At 57.1% G+C, this 21,849-nt stretch carries 20 protein-coding genes; 12 read left to right on the top strand and 8 right to left on the bottom strand.

The features are described 5' to 3' along the window. Positions 1-109: 109 nt before the first annotated feature. The 3 genes from aspS to IQ265_RS23405 all read left to right on the top strand — a co-directional run bounded on the left by aspS (position 110) and on the right by IQ265_RS23405 (position 4,119). Positions 110-1,903: an aspartate--tRNA ligase gene (gene aspS, locus IQ265_RS23415; protein WP_194058085.1), complete on the top strand. Its 1,794-nt coding sequence runs from the start codon at positions 110-112 to the stop codon at positions 1,901-1,903. Positions 1,904-1,982: 79 nt separating this feature from the next. Further along, entirely contained in the window at positions 1,983-2,555 is a 573-nt protein-coding gene (locus IQ265_RS23410; RefSeq protein WP_194058083.1) for a Uma2 family endonuclease, read from the top strand. 76 nt (positions 2,556-2,631) lie between these two features. Further along, positions 2,632-4,119, top strand: a complete 1,488-nt coding sequence (locus IQ265_RS23405) for an ammonium transporter (RefSeq protein WP_278002842.1) — start codon at positions 2,632-2,634, stop codon at positions 4,117-4,119. A gap of 74 nt (positions 4,120-4,193) precedes the next feature. Here the strand turns inward: IQ265_RS23405 and IQ265_RS23400 are convergent, their stop codons facing one another. From IQ265_RS23400 to IQ265_RS23375, 6 genes are all read right to left on the bottom strand, one after another. After that, on the bottom strand, positions 4,194-4,886 hold the full coding sequence (locus IQ265_RS23400) for a GvpL/GvpF family gas vesicle protein (protein ID WP_194058081.1): 693 nt from the start codon (positions 4,884-4,886) through the stop codon (positions 4,194-4,196). A 182-nt stretch (positions 4,887-5,068) separates the two neighbouring features. Next, positions 5,069-6,691, bottom strand: coding sequence for a hypothetical protein (locus IQ265_RS23395; RefSeq protein WP_194058079.1), 1,623 nt, complete (start codon positions 6,689-6,691; stop codon positions 5,069-5,071). A 159-nt stretch (positions 6,692-6,850) separates the two neighbouring features. Further along, on the bottom strand, positions 6,851-7,438 hold the full coding sequence (gene leuD, locus IQ265_RS23390) for a 3-isopropylmalate dehydratase small subunit (RefSeq protein WP_194058077.1): 588 nt from the start codon (positions 7,436-7,438) through the stop codon (positions 6,851-6,853). A gap of 744 nt (positions 7,439-8,182) precedes the next feature. Next, positions 8,183-8,413, bottom strand: coding sequence for a hypothetical protein (locus IQ265_RS23385; RefSeq protein WP_194058075.1), 231 nt, complete (start codon positions 8,411-8,413; stop codon positions 8,183-8,185). Between the two features lie 67 nt (positions 8,414-8,480). Continuing rightward, positions 8,481-10,274, bottom strand: a complete 1,794-nt coding sequence (locus IQ265_RS23380) for a sodium:solute symporter family protein (RefSeq protein ID WP_194058073.1) — start codon at positions 10,272-10,274, stop codon at positions 8,481-8,483. A gap of 206 nt (positions 10,275-10,480) precedes the next feature. Beyond that, positions 10,481-10,861: a hypothetical protein gene (locus IQ265_RS23375; protein WP_194058071.1), complete on the bottom strand. Its 381-nt coding sequence runs from the start codon at positions 10,859-10,861 to the stop codon at positions 10,481-10,483. A gap of 189 nt (positions 10,862-11,050) precedes the next feature. On the opposite strand from IQ265_RS23375, the gene IQ265_RS23370 reads away from it, so the two are divergent. The 7 genes from IQ265_RS23370 (at position 11,051) to IQ265_RS23340 (ending at position 16,839) form a co-directional block, all read left to right on the top strand. Continuing rightward, positions 11,051-12,508 (top strand): tetratricopeptide repeat protein, encoded by a 1,458-nt coding sequence (locus IQ265_RS23370; protein WP_194058069.1) that lies wholly within the window; start codon positions 11,051-11,053, stop codon positions 12,506-12,508. Between the two features lie 126 nt (positions 12,509-12,634). Beyond that, entirely contained in the window at positions 12,635-13,168 is a 534-nt protein-coding gene (locus tag IQ265_RS23365) for a DUF3122 domain-containing protein (RefSeq protein ID WP_194058068.1), read from the top strand. A gap of 636 nt (positions 13,169-13,804) precedes the next feature. Then, positions 13,805-14,116: a DUF6464 family protein gene (locus IQ265_RS23360; RefSeq protein ID WP_194058067.1), complete on the top strand. Its 312-nt coding sequence runs from the start codon at positions 13,805-13,807 to the stop codon at positions 14,114-14,116. A gap of 263 nt (positions 14,117-14,379) precedes the next feature. Continuing rightward, the gene (locus tag IQ265_RS23355; RefSeq protein ID WP_194058066.1) at positions 14,380-15,015 is read left to right on the top strand and encodes a peroxiredoxin; all 636 of its coding nucleotides are present in this window, start codon (positions 14,380-14,382) and stop codon (positions 15,013-15,015) included. Positions 15,016-15,138: 123 nt separating this feature from the next. After that, entirely contained in the window at positions 15,139-15,621 is a 483-nt protein-coding gene (locus tag IQ265_RS23350; protein WP_194058065.1) for a flavin reductase family protein, read from the top strand. 107 nt (positions 15,622-15,728) lie between these two features. Further along, positions 15,729-16,082 carry a phenylpyruvate tautomerase MIF-related protein gene (locus tag IQ265_RS23345; protein WP_194058064.1) on the top strand — a complete coding sequence of 118 codons (354 nt, stop codon included), beginning with the start codon at positions 15,729-15,731 and terminating at the stop codon, positions 16,080-16,082. A 178-nt stretch (positions 16,083-16,260) separates the two neighbouring features. Next, positions 16,261-16,839, top strand: a complete 579-nt coding sequence (locus IQ265_RS23340; protein ID WP_194058063.1) for a hypothetical protein — start codon at positions 16,261-16,263, stop codon at positions 16,837-16,839. Between the two features lie 351 nt (positions 16,840-17,190). On the opposite strand, the gene IQ265_RS23335 is transcribed toward IQ265_RS23340, so the two are convergent. Beyond that, the gene (locus tag IQ265_RS23335; RefSeq protein ID WP_194058062.1) at positions 17,191-19,167 is read right to left on the bottom strand and encodes a DNA polymerase III subunit gamma/tau; all 1,977 of its coding nucleotides are present in this window, start codon (positions 19,165-19,167) and stop codon (positions 17,191-17,193) included. A gap of 91 nt (positions 19,168-19,258) precedes the next feature. Next, positions 19,259-19,711, bottom strand: coding sequence for a hypothetical protein (locus IQ265_RS23330; RefSeq protein WP_194058060.1), 453 nt, complete (start codon positions 19,709-19,711; stop codon positions 19,259-19,261). Positions 19,712-19,980: 269 nt separating this feature from the next. On the opposite strand from IQ265_RS23330, the gene rnhA reads away from it, so the two are divergent. Together rnhA and gshA are read left to right on the top strand one after the other, a co-directional pair. Beyond that, positions 19,981-20,475 (top strand): ribonuclease HI, encoded by a 495-nt coding sequence (rnhA, locus tag IQ265_RS23325; RefSeq protein ID WP_194058058.1) that lies wholly within the window; start codon positions 19,981-19,983, stop codon positions 20,473-20,475. A 101-nt stretch (positions 20,476-20,576) separates the two neighbouring features. Further along, positions 20,577-21,728: a glutamate--cysteine ligase gene (gene gshA, locus IQ265_RS23320; RefSeq protein ID WP_194058056.1), complete on the top strand. Its 1,152-nt coding sequence runs from the start codon at positions 20,577-20,579 to the stop codon at positions 21,726-21,728. The last annotated feature ends 121 nt before the right edge of the window (positions 21,729-21,849 follow it).

Below are 21,849 nucleotides of genomic sequence, written 5' to 3'. Positions count from 1 at the left end.
AACGCTGACTTAAAGGCCACCGCAAATTGCTCAAAAAATTTGCTTTCAAGCTCAGCCACTATCCTAGATAATGGGAAGGTTTTGAAATTTGAAATATAAGCAGCTCACTATGCGCACCCACTACTGCGGCACCCTGCGGGCCAGCGACATTGGCAGTACCGTTACCCTGTTCGGCTGGGTCGATCGCCGCCGCGACCACGGGGGCGTTATTTTTGTGGACTTGCGCGATCGCACGGGCGTTGTTCAAATTGTCAGCGACCCCGAGCGCACCCCGGCATCCTATCCCCAGGCCGAACAGCTGCGCAACGAGTACGTAGTCAAAATCGAGGGTCGAGTCAGCCAGCGCCAGGAAGGCTCTGTCAACCCCAAACTGCCCACTGGGGAAGTGGAAATCTACGCCGACACCATTGAGCTGCTCAACGCAGTGCGCAAGCCCCTGCCCTTTCAGGTGTCCACCGCCGACTCTGAGATGGTGCGCGAAGACCTGCGGCTGCGCTATCGCTATCTGGATCTGCGGCGCGATCGCATGGCCCAGAACATGCGCATTCGCCACGAGGTGACCAAAGCCATTCGCCGCTTTTTAGAAGATCAAGAAGGCTTCTACGAAGTCGAAACTCCCATTCTTACCCGCTCTACTCCAGAAGGCGCGCGCGATTATTTAGTGCCCTCGCGGGTCAACCCCGGCGAGTTTTATGCTCTGCCCCAGTCGCCTCAGCTGTTTAAACAACTGTTGATGGTGTCGGGGATCGATCGCTACTACCAGATCGCCCGCTGCTTTCGCGACGAGGACCTACGCGCCGATCGCCAGCCCGAGTTCACCCAGCTCGACATGGAAATGAGCTTTATGACCCAGGACGAGATTCTGGATCTCAACGAAGCGCTGGTGGCCCACATCTTTAAAGCCGTGAAGGGCATCGACATTCCTCGCCCCTTTCCCCGGCTGACCTACGCCGAAGCGATGGATCGCTACGGTAGCGACAAGCCCGACACCCGCTACGGCCTGGAGCTAGTCGATGTGTCTGACCTGGTGAAGGACTGCGGCTTTAAGGTATTTTCTGGCGCGGTGGCCGACGGCGGCATCGTCAAAGTGCTGCCCATTCCCAACGGCAATGACCAAATCTCCAACGTGCGCATCAAGCCCGGCGGCGACCTGTTCAGAATTGCTGCCGATGCCGGGGCCAGAGGTCTCGCCTACGTGCGGGTGCGGGCCGATGGCGCAGTAGACACCATCGGGGCGATTAAAGACAACCTCGGCCCTGAGCAAATGGCGGAACTGCTGCGCCGCACTGGGGCGACCGACGGCACCCTGCTGCTGTTTGGGGCGGGGCCAACCGATACCGTAAATGCCACTCTCGACCGCCTGCGGCAGGCGATCGCCCGTGAAATGAACCTGATCCCCACAGACAGCCTGAACTTGCTCTGGGTGACCGACTTCCCCATGTTCGAGTGGAACGCCGACGAGCAGCGCCTCGAAGCCCTGCACCACCCCTTCACGGCACCCAATCCTGAGGATGTTGACGACCTGAAGACCGCCCGCGCGATCGCCTACGACATGGTGCTCAACGGCTACGAAATCGGCGGTGGCAGCCTGCGCATCTACCAGCCCGAGGTGCAGAGTCAGGTGTTTGAAGCCATTGGGTTGAGGGAAGAAGAGGCCCGCGACAAGTTTGGCTTTTTACTCGAAGCCTTTGAGTACGGCACTCCGCCCCACGGCGGCATTGCCTACGGGCTAGACCGCATCGTCATGCTGATGGCGGGTGAGGAGTCGATTCGCGATGCGATCGCTTTCCCCAAAACCCAGCAGGCCCGCTGTCTGCTCACCCAGGCCCCTTCAGGCGTAGACGAAGCTCAGCTCAAGGAACTGGCGATCGCCTCTACCTACGACCCCGAGGCCGACGAGTAGAATTGGGGTTAGGGAATCGGCTATCGGCTGATTCTATCCTGGTGGGCAGTGCCCACCCTACGGTTGCCTGGGGTTATCGATGGTTGCTACTAAGCTCTCTCTGGCGGATTTCTTAAGTCTGGAAACAGACTCAGATGCCCGTTGCGAATTTGTGGATGGGGACGTGATCGAGATGCCGCCCGAGAGTTCGCGAAATGTTTTGGTCTCATTATTTCTGTTGCAACAGCTCTTGCAAGTCTTGCCCTTGCACTGGTTGCGCCGAATGGATACCGAAATTGTGGTATCTGGACGAGTGCGGATTCCAGATTTGCTGGTGTTGGGCGAAGACTTGGCGGCCTTGTTAGAAGACACGGGTCGCAGCACGATTACTGAAGACATGCCATCGCCTCTGTTGGTGGTTGAGGTGGTTTCGCCCGGCAAAGTCAATGAAGACCGAGACTACCGCTACAAGCGATCGGAGTATGCGGCTCGGGGCATTCCAGAGTATTGGATTGTTGACCCGGCCAAGGCTGTGGTGACAGTGCTGACGCTGGTGGATGGCCTATACGAAGCTCAGGAGTTGCAAGGAGAGGCACTACTGCGTTCTCCTCAGTTTCCGGGATTGAGCCTGACTACGGCTAAGCTGCTATCGCCTAAAGGTACGGTCCTGTGAATCAGGCCCGCGTTTCTTCGGCGAGGCTGACAGCGGTATAAAAACTTGCACCACTAACAGTAATTCGTGGCAACCTATGGGCTTATTAGAGAAAGCCGATTGGGAGACACGTCGAGTTATGCTGCAGCCGCAGGAATGGGCCTTGAAACAACCACTGCATCCGCTGGGAAAGCCGGGAGGGCGATGGCGCTATGTGCCCTGGCTAACATTGGGTAATTTATTAATGCTTTGCCCGGCTGCTCTGGCCCAGGGGGTTAGCACCACTGACCTTCAAGTCGCCCTAGATACGGTGTGGGTACTGGTAGCCGGGTTTCTAGTGTTCTTTATGAACGCTGGTTTTTGTATGCTCGAAACCGGTTTTTGCCGCAGCAAAAATGCCGTCAACCTGCTGGCCAAAAACCTGATTGTGTTTGGCCTTTCGACCCTAGCGTTTTGGGTAATGGGCTTCGGCCTCATGTTTGGTAACGGCAATCCCCTGTTTGGTCTTTCGGGGTTTTTGCTGCAGGGAGCCGACAATAGCCCTGCCGTTGGTGAAGCCTATCGGGGCACCTTTAATGCTCTGAGCTGGGCTGGAGTGCCCTTAAACGCTAAATTTTTCTTTCAGCTCGCCTTTGCGGGTACGGCGGCTACTATTGTCTCTGGGGCAGTGGCCGAGCGAATTAAGTTTCTGGCCTTCTTCATCTTTAGCCTGCTGCTGGTGGGCATCTCCTACCCGATCACAGGCCACTGGATCTGGGGCGACGGGATGCTGTCTAACCTGGGTTTCTACGACTTTGCCGGGTCGACGGTCGTGCATTCCGTGGGCGGCTGGGCGGCGCTGATTGGGGCAATCTTGCTGGGGCCGCGACGAGGCCGTTTTCAGGCACGCCCAGTGGCGATGCCGGGGCACAACCTGAGTATTTCGGCTCTGGGCTGTCTCATTCTGTGGCTGGGCTGGTTTGGCTTTAACCCCGGATCTACAATGGCCGCCGATCCCTTTGCCATTAGCCACATTGTGGTGACAACTAATATTGCGGCTGCCCTGGGAGGGCTAGCGGCTACCGTCACCTCCTGGATCTATCTCAGCAAGCCCGACCTGTCGATGATTATCAACGGCGTGCTGGCGGGGTTAGTATCGGTGACCGCATCCTGTGCCTACGTGACCTTGGGAAGCGCAGCGCTCATTGGCCTGGTGGGAGGCGTTATTGTGGTGTTCTCGGTCACGCTACTAGACGGGCTCAAAATTGACGATCCGGTGGGGGCGGTTTCGGTGCACCTGGTGTGCGGCCTGTGGGGCACTCTGGCCCTGGGCTTGTTTAGCGTTACCCCTGGCGTTTTTCCCTGGTATGACCAGGAGTCTGGCCCCCTGGCTGGGTTGTTGATGGGCGGCGGCATTCAGCAGGTGTTGGTGCAGCTGTTGGGCATTGTCGTGGTAGGGGCGTTTACGGTGACCTTTAGCCTGGTGTGCTGGCTGGCTCTGCGGGCCACGGTGGGCATTCGGGTTTCTGAAGCCGAAGAAATTCAAGGCCTTGACCTGGGCGAGCACGCGATGGAGGCGTATCCAGAGTTTCAGGTCGGGCCGTAGCGATTTTGGGTTTGCGATTTTGGCTTTTGGATTGGGGTGGGCCTCAAAAAATCTAAAATCTAAACCCAAAATCGCTAGACAAAGTGGTACGGGGGGAGCGGCTCACTGAGAACGAGGCTCCAGTGGGGGGTCTGCGATCGCCACTCCTCCACCCGCTGCGATAGCGTTTCATCTCCGCGATCGACCAGGATGTAGACGCGGGCTTCCCCGGCGGGGCCTTCGGCTTCAACACAGTCGCTATAGGCGCTGTAGATGTGGTCGAGCACCTGGCTGAGTTCGGCCTGCTGCTGTTCTTGGCTGGTGGTTTGGTCTTGAATGCGCTGCTTTTTGGCCAAAAAGTAGTCGCGCCCGGTTAGGCCTGCGGTCACGGGCGGTAGCTCAACCGTTTGGGCAATCAGCTTGAGCTGGTACTCAGCTTTTGGAGCCAGGGTTTCAAGCTTAGCGGCGTAGTCTGCACCCTGGGTTGCCAGGTGGGCCTTGAGATGGTCGAGGGAGGCAATCTGAGTGCCAAACCGCAGGGGCAGCAACGGCGTGGTTTGAAACAGCTCACAGATAACGCGATCGTGGCTGAGCACGGCATTTAACAGGCGTGGCTCGTCGGTTTGCAGAGTTTCTAGGTCAACGCCGGTTTCGACTACGGCGGCAATGTTGTTGACGGCAATCAGCTGGGTAGGCTCGGCTAGCCCCAGGGGTAGCGTTAGGGGCTGCTGCGGTCGGGGGCAAATGCTGTAGAGGTAGATAGGCCCTGGAGTCAGCTCTGAAGACACGATATCAAACGCCTTTGGATGCGCCACGTTCGATCTCACTCTAGGCGATCTAAGCTTTGCCGCGGAACGATATCCCGTAAAAACGCCATAAAACTTACGGCCTTGCAACCGCTACAACCACCGTGTTACTGGGAAGGGATTGTTTTGAGCGACCCTGCTGACAGACGGCATTGACAGACTTTTTACAGAGTGGTTTGTAGGGTGAAACACCAGTCTAGAGTGAGCTGGCCCGCCTGGCAGCCGGAGTCGGCATCGAGCCTGTGCAGGTGAATGGGGGTGCCTTGGCGCATAGCGGCAATGGCTGGGGTAGAGGTGCCCAGGTCGCGATCGATGAGGGCGTCTAGATCGGCCACGGTAAGCGGATTGCGCCAGGGGGCGTCGGCTATGTCTACGGCGGCATCGGTGGGTAGGGCCAGGGGGCTGGTGGGCAGCAGTCGCCCTCGGCTTAGGTCGAGAATCCAGCTGCGGTGAGGAGTTGTCAGCTGCATCAGCGGGCGCAGGTAGAGGCTGCCCTGCTGCCAGCCCAGGCCGGGGGGTAGCACCTGGGCCGAGACTCCACCCATTAACTGCATCACGCGTTCTGAACTTTGGGCCAGGTACCAGCGCAGCCGGGGCCACAGGTCGGCGACCAGCACCGGCTCGTGCACAAAGGTGTGTTTAAACAGGCCATTGGCCCCCTGCACCAGGTCGGTGGCGGTGTAGGTAATGAGGTTGCAGAAGGCTTCGCGCTGGCGCAGCTGCTCTGACGTAGCGCTGCCAGCTAGCGCTATTTGGAGCAAGTTTTGGGCGATCGCGCGCTGGGCGTAGGTGCTTAGAAAGGTCTGAATCCAACTTTCATCGGTAAATGTTAGCCAGTTGCCTAACACCCCTGCCGTAGCATCACCAGGGTCTTCGATTAGCGTGCTGGCAAAATCGTCGAGGGTGAAGCCTGCCTCAGCTCTAGAACGTTGCGTCTCGTCTGGCGGCAGGTAGAGCGCGTTGGGAGTGGCCACGGGGCTACTTGAGGGACGCGGTTGCGATGGGGCCGCCATTTGGGCCAGGTGGAGGTGCAGGCTGAGGGTAGCGGGCTGCCAGGGCTGAAAGGGCCGCAGGGCTTCGACAGAGCAGCGATCGCCCAGTAAAGGAGCCAGGCCTGGCTGGGCATAGCTGAGGATCTGGGCCACTTGCTCCAGCAGATCTTGACAGCGCCAGGAGCGATTGTCTAGGTCATTGTCTAGCAGGCGCAGGTCAGTCGTCTCAGCCAGGTGAAGGGAGGGCACCGGGTCGCTCTGGGTAACCAGATCGAGGGCGTAGCGGGCTTCTTCGGTAGTGAGCATCAGCACTGGCACCAGACGCACAATGTGTGCTGCCCCTTGGCCATCCGGACCAGCAACGCTGGCCTGGACCCCTTCAATTAGGCGCATGACCTCGTAGCCGCCGCTGGCCAGCATCCACAGCAGGTGGGGCACCAGAACGGTGATGGGGATGAGACCGGGCGCTGTCGCTGGTGGGGAAGCCGATTGGGCAGCCTCTAGGGCGTCTAGGAGTTCCCAGGTTTCCTCGCTCAGGTAAGCGCCGAGGTTCTCTGGGGTTTGGGGAAGGTTAGTGGGCCAACCGCCTGTGGGCGATCGCAGCGCCATACTCTGCTCCACCAGCCGTTCTAGCGCCGCCGCTACCGCCGGTACCTGCTCTAGGGCGGGCTGCTCCATCGCCAGAGAAGCCATACGACACACCGTATTGCTCAGGGTAGAGGCTGTTGCGCCCGGCAGCGCCGCCGATTCTAACGGCAACCAGGGAGTAAGCGATCGCACAGCGGATGAAACCATAGCAGCAGCCCGCGCCGGGGGTGAGGGATCTCCCTAGAGAGTGCCTATTTTGGCGGCAAGATCGACAGGCCGTTGCAAATCTATGGGCGGTATGGCGCGGGTGGCGTGCACCCGCAATTTTTGATTTGGGTAGTTTGTGGTTCTAGTCAGGTGTTTCGATTACCAGGCCACGTAGGGCAGCTGAGCCGCTGTGGCGCGAATGGCTTCAGCGTTGGCCACCAGCTGGCCGCAGGCATCCCAGGTGCCCGCCAAAAAGGCCTGACGCACACCCTCAGGCATGGCTACGGTCTCGGTTCTAGCGCCAAACTGTACAGTTTGCGAGACCAGATCAAGGGTGATTGCGGCGGTTGGATCAGCTTCTAGGGCGGCCTGCACCTGCCCCACTACCTCTGAGGTGCCCGTCAGGCAGGGAATGCCGATCGCAACACAGTTGCCAAAAAAGATCTCGGCAAAGCTTTCGCCCAGCACAGCTTTGATGCCCCAGCGGGCGATCGCCTGGGGAGCGTGCTCCCGCGAAGAGCCGCAGCCAAAGTTGCGGTTCACCACTAAAATCGTCGCGCTCTGGTACTGGGGCTGGTCAAAGGGGTGGCTGCCCTCTAAGGCGGCGCGGTCGTCGGCAAACACCTGCTCGCCTAACCCGTCAAAGGTGACGCATTTGAGAAATCGAGCCGGGATAATGCGATCGGTGTCGATGTCGTTTCCTCGTAGAGAAATGCCGGTTCCCGTGATCTGTTCTATCTGCGTCACTGCGATCGCTCCTTACCCTTGGGCCATTGCCTTAAACCAACAGGCTACCTCCACTGAGATAGCCGCCTATCAATAGTAGCGTCTGAACGTACCCGCAGCATTGCTTCCACTGCCCTGTCTACAGGCGTTCCGGCTGTTCCAGGCAGAGTTGAAATTCTGGTTTTTCCAAAGCTATGAGAGCAGCCATTAACCAAACCATAAACTTTGGTATCATCACTAGCCATGCCTAAGCTCGGGGAGTATCTTAATAGATAAGGAAGTGAATCACCTGACACCAAAACCTGATTGCTTCCCCTGACAGATCAAATAGTTCAGTCCTTTTAAATAGGAGGTACGTTATCGAGTTAACGTCTGAATCTATTTCGTCAAATACCAGCAGCACTTTACTTGGTTGTTGATATTTCCTCTCTGTAACTGATAGAGAGCTCTGTAAGAAATGCCCAGAGACGCTATAAACCCCACGCGATGGTTTCTTTACGACGGCATTTGAACATCTCTATTTAATCGGAACTTTCTTGAGGAAAACTCTCAAGTTAATCAGTCAAAGTGCTGCTGTCTCCGAATCGCTTTCAAAAACATCTTGCCCAAGCCATTTACTGTTGGCATTCTATTCCTGGCAATATGTTGAGTTACAGGCAAAAGGTTACATAAAGTCTACGTTTAGAACCCCCTGGTAAACATGTCTGCCAGGGGGTTCCTTTTAGCTGAATTAGTAACAATTTGAAGACAGCCTGCCGCGCCAGATTAACCGGCAACGCGATCGCTCTCAGGACCGTGAATCAGCTCTGATAACTCTGGCAACATCCCATCGGTTTGGGCTATTGGTGCAGCATTTGCCGCTGATATGGGTTCTTCAATCGGCGCGGGGGCCATCATGTCGCTGGGTAAAAAGATACGGGCGCTCACCGCCAGCATCGCCACCGCAAAAATCAGCACAATTAGCAGAGGGGCAATATAAGACCGGAAAAACGACATAGGGCGATCGCGTGTGAAGGGATGTAACTGATGTTCTCATCTTATCGCTTATCTCCCCGTATCCTCATCATCCCGGCGGCTCATCTACCCCCGGCCTTGACATGGGCAGCGCGGTCTTGCCCATGCGTCGTAGGCCAACCCAGCCAGCTACTGCAATCAGCAGCCAAAACCAGCCGGTGAGGGGTTGGTAGAGCAAAAAGCCGCCGACACCCAGCATCGCCCCCAGCAGCAGCAGTAGGGCAAATCCTGCCCTCAGCAGGTCGCGGTCCAGGGCTTGAGCAGGCCAAAGGCCGGTACGCTGGCGCTGGCGAGCCCAGCCGGGGCCGCCGGGGCGTACTTTGCTATAGAAAGTATCCAGCGTGGCGTCACTTTCAGGGGCGGTAAGCAGCATGGCGGCGACCCAAATTACCGTGGTGATGGCGGTGGTGCTTAGCAGCCGCAGGCCAAAGTCGGTAATCGTCAAAATGGGCACGACGCTGGTTACCAAACCCACCACAAATCCGGCTAGCATGGCGGCTAGCTCAGCCGCGGCATTGATGCGCCACCAGAACCAGCGCAGAATGAGTACCAGGCCCGGCCCGGTACCGATCGCAATTACCAGGCGAAACACCGTGGCCACATCCTGGGAGTAGAAGGCGGCGATCGCCCCCAGGCCGGTCACCACCACTGAGGCGATTCGCCCCGCCAGGACCAGTTCGGTTTCGGTGGCAGTGGGGCGCACAAACCGCCCATACAGGTCGTTGGTGAGGTACGACGCACCCCAGTTAATTAGAGTTGAAACCGTGCTCATAAAGGCGGCAATCAGCGAAGCCACCACCAGCCCCAGCAGCACCGGCGGCAAGAAGTCGAGCATCAGCATGGGGTAGCCCAGCTCTCGGTCTTCTAAATTGGGGTAGATGACCACCGCCGCCAGGGCCACTACCACCCAGGGCCAGGTGCGAATGACGTAGTGCAGAATGTTGAAAAACCAGGCGGCTTTTTCAGCCTCGGCCTCATCTTTAGAAGCAGCCAGGCGCTGAATAAATTCGCCGCCCCCGTCGCTGCGGCGAAAGGCCCACCACTGCAGCGTCACGTAGGCCAAAAAGGTGCTGATAGAAATGCCTGCGGTCTCGCTCCACTGGTACCAGCCGCCCGCCCCCCGCTCTAGGGGCACAAAAGCAAGTAGATCGGTGCCCCCGGTGGCCTTCACCTGGTCAATCAGGCTGCCCATACCGCCCAGATTAATCACCGCCGCTACGGCAACAATTACAGCCCCTAGCAGCGCCAAAAAGAACTGGAAAAAGTCAGTTGCCACCACCCCCCAAAGCCCTGAAAACCCGGCATAGATCAGCACCAGCACGCTGACCCCGACCACGCTTAGCAGCTTCAAGCTTTCGCCGGGTTCAATACCAACTGACTGCCAAATTTGCAGGGCGTCGATCACTTTAACCATGGCCAGCATGGCGTAGCCAATGCCAATGCAGTTGATCGGCACCGCAAATAAAAAGGCTTTAATGCCCCGCAGCCAGGCCGCTGTTGCCCCGCCGTAGCGCAGCTCCGTTAGCTCAGCATCGGTGATGATTTCAGAACGCCGCCACAGCCGGGCAAACACGTAGATCATCACGACGTGGGCAATGCCAAAGCTCCACCATTCCCAGTTGCCGGCAATGCCTCGGGTGCCGACTACGCCAGCGATGTATAGCGGCGTGTCGATAGAGAAGGTAGTAGCCGCCATACTGGTGCCCGCCAGCCACCAGGGCAGCGATCGCCCCGACACAAAAAAATCCACCAGCCCCCCCGCTGCCTTGCGAGAGAGGTACAGACCCAAAGCTAGGCTGAAGACCATATAGACGGCCACAATGGCCCAGTCAATCCAAATCACAGCGGGGTACCCGTCAAACGCCGATGCTATCTTGCCACACTGATTCGATCGAACCGCTACTTTGGGCAAGAGTAGTCTTGGCTAGCGAAGCCCCGATTGGATAGGCCAACCTGGGTTTGTAGAGGTGAGAGCATTGACCTCAGCAGCAGCAAATTTAGTGAAGATCCAGCCGTAAGCCTCTTTCACCAAAGTTCGGTCGGTTAGGGCTAGGAACCCGCTCTTTCAAGCTGCGTGACTCGAGTTTCAAGCTGCCTGACCTGCTGCTTCAGTTCGATCGCGAGGGTGGCCAGGTTGTCGAACTGCTCGTCGAGGGAAGGCTCAGCCACGGGTGGGGTAATGGTGGGCAGATTGGGAGCCGGGCGGCTGGGAATGGAGAACTGAGATTCTATCTGTCTCACCTGCGACCTGAGCCGTCCAAGCTCAGATTCTAGGCGGTTTAACCGCGAGTCTATGCGGGCCTCGCTCTGGGCTTCAACGTAGTGCCCTAGCCCCAGCCACAGCAAGACCCCCAGCACAATACCAATTGACCAACGTGCGATCGCCATATTTTCTCCTTGCCGCTGCTCGCCGCTGTCGTAAATGGACAAGGCCGCCGCCGAGTACCCTACAATTCTAAAAAAAACTCTTTAAACCCGTCTCTCAACCTAAATAAGCTGACCTATCATTAGCGCCAGGGCATAATCGCTAGAAACGTAGGTGGGTACTCTAACAACGGCCCCTCTGAGGGGCGGCACCAATCTACTCAATCTGCAAACACCATCGGTGGAGGGGAAGCCATGAAATTGCGTTATTTAGTTGTGCTGTTGGGCCTGGGGTTGGCTACAGGGGTAACGCCTCTGGGGGCCTATGCCCAAACCCCGACCACCGAATCCGACATGGTCGCACCCGACGTTGAGCTAGAGCCTGAAGCCGAGACCGGAGTCGAACCTGAAGCGGCTGAACCTGGCTTGACGGCTGTTGCGGCCTACAACCAGGGGGTTGAGCGCTACAACAGCGGCGACTATGAAGCCGCCCTCGCAGCCTTTGATATGGCCCTTGAAAAAGATCCAACCCTGGCTGGTGCTTATCTGTATCGAGGCCTGATCTACGCCGATCAAAACAACTACGATCGAGCCCTAATCGACCTGAACCGAGCCCTAAGTTTAGATCCTGGTAACGCCAACGCCCTCTTTGCGCGGGGTAGCGTTTACTACCGGCAGGGCAACTCTACCGAGGCCCAGACTGACTTTAATGCGGCTCTAGAGGCTAACCCCGATGCGGTCGATGCCTACCTCTACCGAGGGTTGATCGATTCGCAACAGGGTCGCAATGACCTGGCACTAGAAGACTTTTCCACCGCTATTGAGCTTGACCCTGATAACCCTTCGGCCTATGTGCTGCGGGGCTTTGCCCTTGAGCGGGTTAACAACTACAGCGATGCCGTAGCTGACTTTAGCCGCGCCATTGAGCTACAGGGCGACCTGCCCAGGGCTTACATGGGGCGCGGGGTAGCCTACTACCACCTCGGGCTCTACGATGCTGCCCTCGATGATTTGAATCAGGCGGTACGGCTTGATCCCAATATGGCTCGGGCCTACCTCAACCGGAGCTATGTGTCCTACCGCCAGGGGCGAATCAACCGTGCTCTGCAAGACCTCGATCGCGCCATTGAACTCAACCCTAGCCTGACCGAAGCCTATATGAGTCGGGGCACTATTCGCGCCGCTCAGGACAACCTAGGCGGTGCCCAGCAAGATTTTGCTCGGGTGCTGCAGCTCAACCCTGACTCAGCGATGGCCTACAAGCAAAAAGGCGATGCCCTACTGCAGGCGGGGGATGCTACCGCTGCGATCGCAGACTATACCGAGGCTCTGTTCCTAGATCCCACCTATGCCGCTGCCTTTAAATCTCGAGGCGATGCCCGCCTCTCTACGGGCGATGTATTTGGCGCGATCGATGACTACAGTCAGGCCCTAGCGGCACAGCCTGATTACTTAGAAGCCTATTCTGCTCGGGGGACGGCCTACCTGCAGGTAAACCAGGCTCAAAATGCCTACCAAGATCTCACCCAGGCTATTGTCAGCGCTCCCAACAGTGCTGACCCCAGGCTGTTTTACAACCGGGGCGTTGTGCGCGCTCGCCTCGGCGACGATGCCGGTGCCCGCCGCGACTTTGAGCAGGCCGCCCAGCTTTACCTGCAGCGAGGCGAAGCCGCTGGGTACCGGCAGACGCTGAACCAGATGAGCCAGCTGTAGACTAAAGATCAGGAGGGGAGAGGTGATCTTTGGTCAGTGCAAAATTCAAAGTTGGGAATTCAAAATTTGAGTTCTGCATTTTGAACTTTGCATTCCTCACCCTTCCACCCCATCACATTCCATGCCATGTCTCATCTTTGGCGCGCCCTGCGGCTCACAATTCTGGCCCTGCTGCTGGGCTGTCTGCTGCTACTGGCCTTAGCCGAGCCAGCAATGGCCTCTGTGCATACTTACCACGAACAACCAGGGCAAACGACCTATCGATCGCGCCAAAGTTTGCGTGACCAAAACGAGGTGGCCTGGCAGGCAACGGTCTTCAAGCGCTATAGAGAAGGGCATTTAGAGGGCGTATACCTGAGGTTGGTAGGGTTTCCGGGGCAAGGACTGGTCGATCGCCAGGGTGAGCTATCGGTGCAGACTGGCACTGCAACTCAGTGGGCAGCGGTGCCCTCACTCGATTCTCAAACTCAAAACTTGCCAGAGAACGTGGCTCAGTACGATATCGATACGATCTTGAGCCATATTCAGCGCCCTGGCCCTCTCACGCTGGTTGTGCCTTTAGCTAACGGAACTGTCGCGCGACTGGTGGTAGCGCCCTACATTGTTGAGGAGTGGCTGAACGTTTACTCGTTCAATGGCGACTCTGAAGCCGCCGTCTGAGCAGCTTCTCTTAACTAACGACTTAGCGAAAGGCCACGCCAGCTAAGGCTCAGCCGGGAGAAGGGGCGAATGACTGTAGCAAGTTTCTGTTTTACCGAGCCAACGCGATCGGGCTAATCCCTGCTAGGTACGGCTGACGGCATGGGTTTTTAAAAATAAAAAGCCGGGTAAGGCGCTATCACTGAGGAGCGAACCTCCACAATGTCCTGTGGCCCTACCCGGTCTTAGCTTTGGAGCACACGCGAGTCTACAGGATGTTTAGATAATCGGTCATAGAACAGAATCCGCCAATACATGAAAGTTCTGGAAAGTTCAGGATCTTGTTCAGGTGATGGATAAACACCCCTGTTTTGGTCGAGAACTGAGGCAAAAACCGTTCTCTTTCAAAGCCTAACCCTAAATTTATCGAAACAACATCTCCAGACGGGAACTTTCTGGATGCTATTTCGTCGCTTGCTGCCCAACGCAATTAGCGCTGCAGGCTGTATCCACCAGCGTAATCAAGGCAAAGTCGGTCGGCGGTCAATATTGCGAAAGACTAAGTAACGCAACGGCATGTACCAATCCCCTGCTGCTGACGGATGACCAGCCGATTCATCGAGTTAGGATGATCGTGCTAGTTTCTAAGTCGGTTTCATGCTCGTCATTGTCCTAATTTTTGTGGTCGGTCTCACCCCAGCGATTGTGTCAGCGTGGATGAGCGTTCGTGCTGACCGCAATGAGAAGTGCGGCAGTGCTGCGGTGCCAACGGCCCTGGGGCAGAGCATGGCCAAACTGCTCGACAACAATACTGACCTGCACTACGTCGACGGCATGGGCTACATGATTGGCGACATCACCTGCGACCTCAACGCGCGATCGCCCTATCTGCGCTGTGCCATGAACCCCATGGGCCCCTGCGACGGGTGCAGTGCCTACGCGCCCAAGGTGTTCGATCGCCAGGTGTAGAGTTTCTCAAGCGTTTCACAGGGCTGGCTGCAGGCTTTTGCTGGTAGAGTACAGTGCTAAAAGGCACCTGGGATTCCTGGGTGCCTTTTAGTAGGTGGGGCGCGAACCAACCAGGTACCAGTGCCGGTGCCGCGTTGCCAAGGGCTTGCGCTACAATTCTTAAAAGAATCCTCTAAACTCCGACCGGAATACCGGGGTTTATGGGAGAATAGCGAAAGTGAACGCTAGGCAACGTTTTTTGCACAGACTAACGGAGATTTGAGATGGCGCTTCAACTTGGCGATCAGGTACCTAACTTCACCCAGCAGACCAGCGAGGGTGAGATTGATTTTTACAGCTGGGCTGGCGATAGCTGGGTGGTGCTATTTTCTCACCCCGCCGACTACACCCCTGTCTGCACCACCGAGCTAGGCAGCGTGGCTAGGCTCAAGCCTGAGTTTGACAAGCGCAATGCTAAAGTTATTGCTCTCAGCGTAGACAGCGCTGACTCGCACCAGGGCTGGATTGGCGATATCAACGAAACCCAGGGTGTTTCGGTCAACTACCCCATCATTGCCGATGACGACAAAAAGGTCTCTGACCTCTACGGTATGATTCACCCCAACGCGAACGCCAAAGTAACCGTGCGCAGCGTGTTTGTAATTGACCCTAGCAAGAAGTTGCGGTTGACCATCACCTATCCGCCCAGCACCGGGCGCAACTTTGCCGAAATTTTGCGGGTGATTGACTCGCTGCAGCTCACCGACAACTACAGCGTAGCGACCCCCGTTGACTGGAAGGATGGCGAAGACGTTGTGGTCTCCCCCACCATTCCTACTGAAGAAGCTAAGCAGCGCTTTCCCAAGGGCGTTACCGAGATCAAGCCCTACCTGCGCATGACTCCCCAGCCCAACAAATAGTCTTTGAGACATCACTCACAATCAGGGCGCACTGCGGTGCGCCCTTTTTTATGCCCAATTGGGTAGAGAGGAATGCGATCGCTGTATTAAACTCGCTCTAGAGACGCATTCCGTAGGTACGCTGTGCTAGACGAACAGGCTAAAAAGACGCTTTTGCGCAAAATTCCCCACGGCCTCTATATCTGTGGCGTTAAAAACGGGGAAGACCTCAATGGCTTCACGGCCAGTTGGGTCATGCAGGCTTCCTTTGAGCCGCCCCTAGTGGTCAACTGCGTCAAGAACGACTCCACCTCCCACGCCATGGTCAAAGCCAGCGGTGTATTTGCGCTCAGCTTTTTAGAGGCAGGGCAAAAAGAACTGGCCCAAAATTTCTTTAAGCCCCTGCGTCGGGTCGGTAACAAGTTTGAAGACATTGAGTTTTACCCCGCCCCCCAAACCGGCTGCCCCGTCATCAAAGACACCTTAGGCTATGTCGAGTGCCGCGTAGTTGGCTCTGTAGAGCACGGCGACCACACCGTCTTTGTGGGCGAGGTCGTTGGGGCTGCTGTCCATCGCGATGGCGAACCGCTCCTGCTGGAGAGCACCGGCTGGAACTACGGCGGCTAGAGAGTCTAACTACGCCAGTGCTTAACAGGGGGAAACAGGGTTGAGCCAATCGTTCCCCCTTGCTCTAGACTCGCCTTACTTCAAGAAAACTTCGGGTTGCAGCTGCCATGCCGCTGATTAAAGTGCAAACCTCTATCCCTTCTCCCAATCAAGCTCAAGTTGAGGGGTTACTCAAGGATCTTTCTGCTAGGCTAGCGGAGCATCTCGGCAAACCTGAGTCCTACGTCATGACAGCCTTTGAGGCTAATGTACCAATGACCTTTGGCGGTACCACAGACCCAGTTTGCTACGTAGAAATTAAGAGTGTGGGTACCATGGGCAGCGCCAAAACCCGCGCCATGAGTGAGGAGTTTTGCGCCCAGCTAGAAACGGCCTTGGGAGTGCCCAAGAATCGCACCTATATTGAGTTTGTTGATGCCCCTGGCGCAATGTGGGGCTGGAACGGCGGCACCTTTGGTTAAAGAAAACGTCTTTGTAAGGAGTAGGTGCGGCTAGAGGACACATTGCTCCTTTAAGCTGACTACCTTCATTGCCCCTGATGCGGGTAAGCCAGGAGAAAATTAGCTGTTCCAAAAGCTTAGGTCAATCTGGGCGTTTGAGAAATTTAGACAAACCGAAGTTGTCACCATGAGACATAGCATGTTTTTCCGCTTAGCCCTGAGTGTAGCTGTCGCCCAAGTGGCAGTAGGAATCAGCGCCAGCCCGAACTTGCTATTCAGTCCATGGCTAGGCACGATAGCCGAGGCCAACCAAAACTACCCCACCCAAGCTAATTTTGAATACCAGGACAGTGCCCTTGAGCTAGGAGAAGAAGGCTTTCAGGCAATCTATGTAGACGCCCTTGGAAATGTATTAGGTACCTTTGTCACGGTTCCTGGGGCGCGCTTTAAAGTCTATGCCAATGGTCAACTGACAATTGACCAGCGTGACTTCACTACAGAGGTTACCTACTTCAGCAATGGCCGCATCCGTACCCTTGGAGATGCTCGCTTTGAATACTTCAGCGGTGGTCAAATCAGCAGTATTAACGGCATTCGCTTTAGCTATTTCAGCAGCGGTCGTCTAGCGTCTATTGGCGATGTACGCTTTAGCTACTTTAGCCAAGGCCAGGTTCGGAGCATTGATGATGTGTCGCTTGAATACGAACCCGGAGGCGTAATCAGGAGCATCAGCCAAAATCAGACTAGCGACGGTATTCGCGTTGTAGTGGTTCAGTAAAGCTTTTAGGCTGATGTCTCAGCTCATACCAATCGTCTGTACCGCTAGCACAGCAGCCCCAACGATAACAACAGCCATAGCCGTTTCCTGAGCAAAGTCGTTGGTGAAGCCGCCCCAAAGGGGCTAGGGAACGGCTATCTTCAGGATAAATCCTTCTTGATCGCCCCCGATGCAACAGGGCGAATAATGCCAAGATAGAGCCTCCTTGGTTACGCTTACGCTCCTACGGTTTGGCCATTTAGAAATCGGGGTAATGCGGTTCGGATTTGCTATCAGGTATTGGCTTCGAATTGAGGTTGGGCAAGCCGGATGCGTGTGAGCCTTCAGGATTGAAGATGTTCAAATCAACCTCTAAAACGGCACGTCCTTGTCTGGATGGGATGGCTGCTTAGCCGCTGCCTCAGAGGGTTTAAGTGGTGTGTTTTCAATGCCGAGGCCATCGTCTAAATCGACAACTTGACCGTTAAAAAAGTGGGCAAAGTTTTTGACAGCTCGATCAAAGTCGCTGGCGATCGCTGGCAGCGACGGGGTATCTACCGGATTCACCTCGGCTTGGGCGGCGGGGACCGGTGGCTCAGAAATGGGGAGTGGGGTAGGGGGTAGCTCAACGGGGGCTGGCCGCTGTTCTATATCCTGGCTTGGGGCCTGGGCGATTGTGGGGGCTGGTGCCTCAGGCTTTGGGTCGGGCAGCACCTCCAGGGAAACTTGCACCTTTTGGCTCAAAACTTTTTGGAAGGCCGCTTCGACGTTTTCCACCCGGCCCTGGGCCATCTTAAACAGTGGTCTAGAGCTGATGCCCACCCGAGCGACAACGCCATCAAAAAAGAGTAGGCTGCCCTGCTGCTGCATGAGGGCGCGAGTGCCCAGGGGCTCTAGCACCGCAATCACCTGAAGCCAAAGCTGGTCTAGGTTGGGCACTGGAGTAGTGCTGGAGTCGGGAGGCGGAGCATTCTGACCGTTGTGCGGGGGTGAGTTAGATGCGGTGACTGGCTCAGGGGTTTGGGGCTCAGGCGTTGCTCCATTAGCTGGCTCAGACCTTGATGCTTCCGGTGCTACTGGTGCTACCCCATTGGCAGATTCTACCGCTGGGGAGGGGACGTCTAAGGCATCGGCTACGGGCGGTGCCACGGATGGGGGAAGTGGACTAACGGGTGGGGCTGGCTTGGCGATCGCGCCTGCTGTGGGCGGAGAGGCGATCGCAGGCGTACCTGCAGATACCCCCGTTGCCTGCCCTGCCAGGGTAGATGGCAGCAGCCCCAGCAGCGTCACCTCTAGCCACAGTCGAGGTTGGGTAGTGTTTTTGACCTGTCCTTCGGCGGCGCGCAGGTGCTGTTGCCCTAGCAAAAAAAGTTTTGGATCCAGGTTTTGGACTAACGCCTGCATGTCGGCCCAGGTGGGGGGCGTAATGGCGACTAAATCTTGGCGATCGCCCGCCGTTTTAGCAATTAGCAGGTCGCGGTAGAACCCGGCCAGGTTCTGCAGCACAATCAGTGGCTCGCGGCCTCGATCCATCAGTCTGCGGGCGCTGTCGAGCACGGTGGTGCTGTCGTCGCTGAGAATAGCCTGCACGAGGGCCAGCAAATCCCGCTCGGGCACGGCCCCGACTAAGTCCCACACGGCGTCAGCACTAACCGGTGGCTCTAGCAGACTGAGCTGGTCGAGCAAACTTTGGGCGTCGCGCAGCCCCCCTTGCGACACCTGGGCCACCAGCCGCAGGGCGTCGTCGTCAATGGCAATTTCTTCTAGATCGGCAATTTTTCGCAGGTGGCCAATCATCGGCTCTAGGGGAATGCGCCGATAGTCAAACCGCTGGCAGCGAGAAATAATCGTCGGCAGCACCCGCTGGGGGTCGGTCGTCGCGAGGATAAACACCACATTACTGGGCGGTTCCTCTAGGGTTTTGAGCAGCGCATTAAACGCCGCCGTACTGAGCATGTGACACTCGTCGATCACGTAGACCTTGTAGCGGCACTGTACCGGGGCAAACTGGGCCCGCTCGATCAGCTCCCGGATGTTGTCGACGCCGGTGTTGCTGGCGGCGTCGATTTCAATAAAGTCGAGGGCCGAGCCATTGGTGATCGAGCGGCAGGTTTCGCAGGTGCCGCAGGGCTCTGGAGTGGGGTAGTCTTGGGCGATGCAGTTGAGCGATTTGGCCAGAATCCGGGCGCTGGAGGTTTTGCCCGTGCCCCGAGGGCCACAGAAGAGGTAGGCCGGAGCGATGCGCCGCTGGCGCAGGGCATTGGCCAGGGTGGTTGCGATCGCATCTTGCCCCACCAGAGCGCCAAAGGTCTGGGGGCGATACTTGTGGTGCAAAGGTTCGTAGGCCATAGCACTAAGATACCTTGCTACACCCTATCTCAGGGGCCTGGTTCGAGGGCTTAGAGCAGAGGTTTGGGGCAGGGCATCGCCACCGGCTGGGCTAGGCCACCGGTTGCCAGTGTTCTGGAAAGTCAATGACCAGGGTTTCTAGTTCAGAGAGGGCACAGTGGGTTACCTGCCCTCGCGCTGTGCACATGCGACTCTGGGTCTTTTGGGCCAGTGCCTTCACTCGCTCTACCGCCGCCGAAATTTCCTGCCGACGCTGGCGATCGCTGGTAGGGCAGGGTGGCGAAACAGGCGAGCGGTCGACTAGGGCTGCCTCAGCCTCCCCTGCTTCGCGCGAGTAGCCTCGGAAATAGGCCAGTGCCAGTTGCCGAAACAGCGTTTTTAGGTGGCTAGGAAGGTTTTGCTCCACCCGGGCCGGTTTCTCTAGTAAATCGACTAATTGCCCCATGGCGTGAGCAATTAATGTGTTGTCTTGGCCACTGGTGGGGTAAATATCCTTAAGATCTAGCCAGCAGGCCTCAAAGGCTTCCAGTTCTCGTAGCATCATGGGGTTAACTCATCGTGAGGGTAGCGTGACGAAGGTAGGTGCACCCTGCCCATGACCTTGGGTGTGGCATCCATAAAGGACGGTTCGGTCTTAGAGTGTTCCAGCTATATGTGCTCTGAAGTTTTGCGGCAGCAGACCCAACTGGCTGAGGTTGCGATCTCTTAAAGAGACGTTTATTAGATGGAATACTCTTAGCATTAGGATGCCCCTCCAAACCCCAGACATTACAGGGGTTAACCCGCAATTTTTTAAGGATTGTACAGATCAACATGGCCATCATCGAGCGAATCTATACCGACGGAGCCTGCTCCGGTAACCCTGGCCCCGGCGGCTGGGGCACCGTGCTGTACCTGACCGACGGCGGCGTACACGAACTGGGTGGCGGGGCCGCCCAAACCACCAACAACCGCATGGAAATGCAGGCGGCGATCGCGGGTCTCACCCTGCTGCGCGACAGCGGCCAGACCACGCCCGTCACCATTCACACCGACAGCGAGTACGTGCTGAAGGGCATCACCCAGTGGATTGCGGGCTGGAAGCGGCGGGGTTGGGTGAACTCAGCCAAAAAGCCCGTGCTTAACCGCGATCTGTGGGAAGTGCTAGACGCGGTCACCACCGAGGTCAACCAAACCCTCGATCGTCCCCTCCAGTGGGTGTACGTGCGCGGCCATTCGGGCGATGTGGGCAACGAGCGCTGCGATACCATTGCCCGTGCCTTTGCGGCCAACCGTGCGATCGCCCTGGCTACCGCAGCGCTACCCTAGCCGCTGCTCCAGCCGCGAAGGGGTGGCCGGTCATCGATAGGATGATTGAGAGCTGACTGAATCTGACTATATATAGTGTGCTGTCTCCAGCGAGGAATGCCGTGCTGCTGTCGAAAGGGTTTGAAATTGAGATGTATACCGGTACCCCAGCCGGGGAAATTGTCGGTCTCTCCGACCGCATTGTGGCCGATCTCAACGGCTTTGTGCGCGAACCCGACAGCCGCAATGTGGAGTACACCACCCCACCCCTCTGTCAGTACGAAAAACTGCTGTGCGAGCTAGTGCGCCCTCGCCACGAGCTGCGCCGCTACCTCAAGGTCTTGGGCGACTACACGCTGATACCCGGCAGCGCGCTAGCGCTGGGGCCAACCGATCGCTTTTATCGGTCTGACCCCCATAACCCCTACCACAGCTATATCGAGCAGACCTACGGCACCACCGTAGTTACCGCTAGCGTCCACATTAATATCGGCATTTCAGATCCAGATGTGCTGATGCGGGCCTGCCGCCTGGTGCGGGTCGAAGCTCCCCTATACCTGGCGCTGACTGCCTCATCGCCGTTTTTGGGTGGTCAAATCACGGGCTCCCACTCCAGCCGCTGGCAGGTTTTTCCAAAAACTCCGGCTCTGGTGCCCCTGTTTACCAGCCACGCCCACCACATTCAGTGGATGGAGGCGCAGCTAGCGGCAGGCACCATGCAAAACGTGCGCCATCTGTGGTCGGCGGTGCGGCCCAACGGCGATCGCCGCCCCTACAACCTCAATCGACTGGAGTTGCGAATTTGTGACCTAATCAGCGACCCGGTGGCGCTGCTCGCTGTCACCGCCTTGCTTGAGGCACGGCTCATTCAGCTTATTCAAAACCCTGAGCTAGATCCGCTGCTCATGAGTGAGTTTCCTGCAGACCGTCGCAATGACGATCTGGTGGCCCTCACCGACGCCAACGAAGCCGCCGTGGCCAAGCACAGCCTAGATGCCGAACTGCGCCACTGGCAGGACGGTCGCCCCATCCTGGCCCGGCAGTGGATACAGCAGCTCTATGAGGAAGTATCGCCGATTGCCAAAGCTAACGGCATTAGCTGCTTCCTCAGTCCGGTCAAGAAGATCTTGCGGGAGGGCAACGAGGCCCAGCGCTGGCTGCGGCAGCACGGAGCCGGGCAGTCGGTCGCCCAGGTAGTGCAGAATGCGATCGCAGAGGTCGCAACCACTGAGGCGCTCCTAGCCCAGGAACTGTGCGAGCCCTGTGCCGCCTGAGGCAATGCGGTCCAGCCAAGGGTAAGAAATTACTTATAGGTGCAATAAGGAAAGCTTTTTCAGTAGAACCCGATCCCCCCGCTCATAAAACAATTTTCGAATAGGGTGGAACCACCGAAGG

The sequence above is a fragment of the Nodosilinea sp. LEGE 06152 genome (assembly GCF_015207525.1).
In the GTDB taxonomy this organism is placed as follows: Bacteria; Cyanobacteriota; Cyanobacteriia; order Phormidesmidales; family Phormidesmidaceae; genus Nodosilinea.
Note: the sequence above shows the minus strand (reverse complement) of the source record. Positions and strands in the feature narration are given on the sequence as shown.